The following is a 3,005-nucleotide window of genomic DNA, read 5'->3' as shown; positions in this document are numbered from 1 at the left end:
AGGATTAGCCCTCTCGCTTCATCGTGAAATTGCTCCACGGTCCACATATCCTTCATCGCAGTAACCCATCTGAGGTATGCAATGTCGTCGATCCGACGCAGCGCCCCTTCTACGCCTACGCCCAACTGAGCACTCGTCACCATTGACTGGCCATGTAGAGGGCGGAGCACATACCAACTGATGTACTCGGCCCGATGCCTGGCCTGGGGCCTTCCAACCATCACCGTCTGGATGCTGCGTTGGAACTGAGCCAGATCGAACGTCTCGACCTGCGGCCTTCTATCCCCTCGCGAGGCCTTCACCACCCTGTCTGGGTCTTTGCCGTGAGGACGCGGCGCCCACTTTGATTCATGAACACTGGGGCGCACCGCAGTCGCACCGCGCAACTGGGGATAAACGGGCTCACTATACAACCAGGCTAGGACGTCCTCGGCTGAATTCCAGCCGGCTCCATGGTCGGAGCGACCCCGGAAAGTCAGGGCATAAAGAATGTGAGCGATGGAGTGCCCAGCCGATAGCAGCTGCTTCTCGACCTCGTCTCGGATAGTAGAGTCGTCGAGCACAAGTACTGAAACGCCGGACCCCGGTGCGATCTCAACACGCTCGACTTCTCCGTTGGCGATGCGGCTTTGTAGGCCGACCACGACGTTCGTCACGACATCCCGGGACTGATCCAGGGAGAGCTTTCCAAGGGTCGACTCGGCGAGGTCACGTAGCAACCGGGCTTGGTCGAAGGCTGTCGCGACTTTTCGATCACTAGTTCGACGCACACGCGCATCTCTTAGTCTCCAACCCTCGAACTCCTCGCGACTCCAGATCCTGTGCTCGCCTTCCCCCTTACAGACCCGTTGGCGTCGAATCGAACCATCGCTGGGATAGATGGTCCGAGCCACGCGGGTACTTGCCTGACAGATCGGGCACTTCATCGGCCAACCTCAGCTCGTTCAACTTTCGGACTCTGTACTGATATATATAGCACTCAACTACGCGCCCTGACCCTTGAATGAACATATATGTTGCCCGCTCAGTATCGCCAAAATGCGAGTCGCAATGCTCTTGACCTGCATCGACGGACAGGTTCAGAATCGAAGAACGAAGACGGCGCGGTGTAAACTCTCTCGATTGCATGCTGGCTTATATCCCACTTAGCGGACATACGTCGAGTGTCCGTTCGCATTTGTAGCGTCTTCGCCTCAGTAGTCCCACCTGAAAGGCAGATCGCCATGATGACCCTCAACATCGCTAAGAGCATGTGCATGACAGTGGCCCTGGCAGCGGCCCTGACTGTTCCCGCCCTCACAGTGCAAGGGGGCAGCGTGGCGAACGCTCTCCCGACGGTCGAGGTGCAGGCAGGGGCCGCAGCACGAAGCGCCCCCCGGCTGAACGGCACCTTCGTTGGATGGGTACTAAACGTGAGCGCAACCGGCGGAAAGGCCTACGGCGCTCAACCCTCCCTGGTGCAGTGCTGGAAGGACGGGGACTGGGCCACCGGAAACTATCGCTCGAACCGGTGGTTCAAGGTCTACGTATACGAGTCCACCCATGGAATCCGGAATCCCCAGTGGCTGTTCGTCCACAGCTCGTTCGTGACGAACCAGAAGAAGGTCGGACGCTGCTGAAGCCGTAAGCGCGGACAGCTCCGCCCTAGAAGGAGCCAATGCCGACGACCCCGCACCCACACCAGGGCGCAGGGTCGTCGGCATCATCCAGAGTCACCGGGACGTTCGAGGGGACTCGATCGCAAGATCTACCGCTGGGCGATCTCCTATGTCTGGTTTGACAACCGGTTACTGCCACGCTTCTCATCGGCCAGGCCCGCGATGCCTGGCCCTTCGTACCCGGACCGCCAGAGGTTCACCTTCTGCCGCAACGCTCCGGCCAACTCGGCAATCTCCGCATTGCGCTCGGCAGAGCTAACCGCCGGAGGCCACCGCTAGCATTCCACCCGTGTCCTCGACTGATACTGCCGCCGCCGAACTCCGCGGCTGGGCAGCCCGCCAGATGATCGCCGAGGACGCCCGCTGGGCGATGGACCTGATCCTCTCTGCACAACGCCTTCCCGCTCTCAGCCCCTACGTCGCGTTGACCCTCGAGCACCACTTTGTCCGCATTGCCTACGAAGGAGCAACGACGCTCAGGTCCACCAGCCCGCACGTGGGCCTCCCGCAACTAGCTGCTCGCCTGGACGGCACCTTCGCCTCAGTTACAGAACGAGGGCGGCACGTCACGAAGCTGCTCGATGACAACAAGAAGTCCTATGAGACCGTGCTGGACGAACTTGACCAGGTCATCACTGAGCACCGCTCCACTTTCACCGGAAACGCCGTCCGTTGGGCGCGGTGGCTCGAAAGCGACCTCGGCCTTTATGTGGCCGATCGGCGGCTGCTGGGTGCCAGCTGGCCGACCGCGTATCGCCTCGGCCTGAGCATCTCAGACGGAACCATTGTCGGACACGATTTGCGGGCCGTGACCGAGGAATGGGGCGGAACTTTCGCCATCCTCGGCAAGGCCGCGGACGACGCCACAGAACCCTCCGCAACCTTGGACCTCAGTGGCGTCCCGCAAATAGTCGGCGAGGACACCCGATCGGACCGCTACCTACGCCGCCGCTTCGAAGACAACTTTCCAGATGCCCTGAAAATGCTGCTGCTGATCATCGAAGGGGACATGAACACCTTGATCAAGATCGCGCCGCATAGCGAGCCTGGCCACGAGGTCGCTGTGTTCCGCGCCCGCACCGTCGCGCTGTACCACTCCCTAACAGCGCTGAATCGAATTGCGGAGCGGTACGCCCCAGCGGGGAGCAGGGGAATGCGCGCTCTCAGTACACTGCTGGCCGATAGCGCGGTTCAAGCCCTGCTATCTCCGCCCGGCAAAATGGTGCGGAATCGGTGCATGCACTACGAGATCAAGGACCGACGGGTTGCCATCGATCCGTCACTACCGATGTTCGGGATTGTCGAATCCGTCTTTCCGGGCGAGTCCTGGTCGAGTTTCAACAGCAA

The 3,005-nt window shown here is 60.7% G+C and carries 3 protein-coding genes; 2 read left to right on the top strand and 1 reads right to left on the bottom strand.

Annotation, left to right across the window (positions count from 1 at the left end):
• A partial coding sequence (locus R4P08_RS18335; RefSeq protein WP_317815299.1) for a hypothetical protein occupies positions 1–893 on the bottom strand: 893 nt, incomplete at its 3' end.
• A 330-nt stretch (positions 894–1,223) separates the two neighbouring features.
• Here R4P08_RS18335 and R4P08_RS18330 point away from each other — a divergent pair.
• Both R4P08_RS18330 and R4P08_RS18325 read left to right on the top strand, forming a co-directional pair.
• The gene (locus R4P08_RS18330) at positions 1,224–1,619 is read left to right on the top strand and encodes a hypothetical protein (RefSeq protein WP_317815298.1); all 396 of its coding nucleotides are present in this window, start codon (positions 1,224–1,226) and stop codon (positions 1,617–1,619) included.
• Positions 1,620–1,947: 328 nt separating this feature from the next.
• Positions 1,948–3,005: hypothetical protein (locus tag R4P08_RS18325; RefSeq protein ID WP_317815297.1), on the top strand; the 1,058-nt coding region annotated here is incomplete at its 3' end.

Source organism: Rhodococcus sp. IEGM 1408 (assembly GCF_033142235.1).
GTDB lineage: Bacteria > Actinomycetota > Actinomycetes > Mycobacteriales > Mycobacteriaceae > Dietzia.
This window is presented reverse-complemented; position numbering and strand designations above follow the sequence as displayed.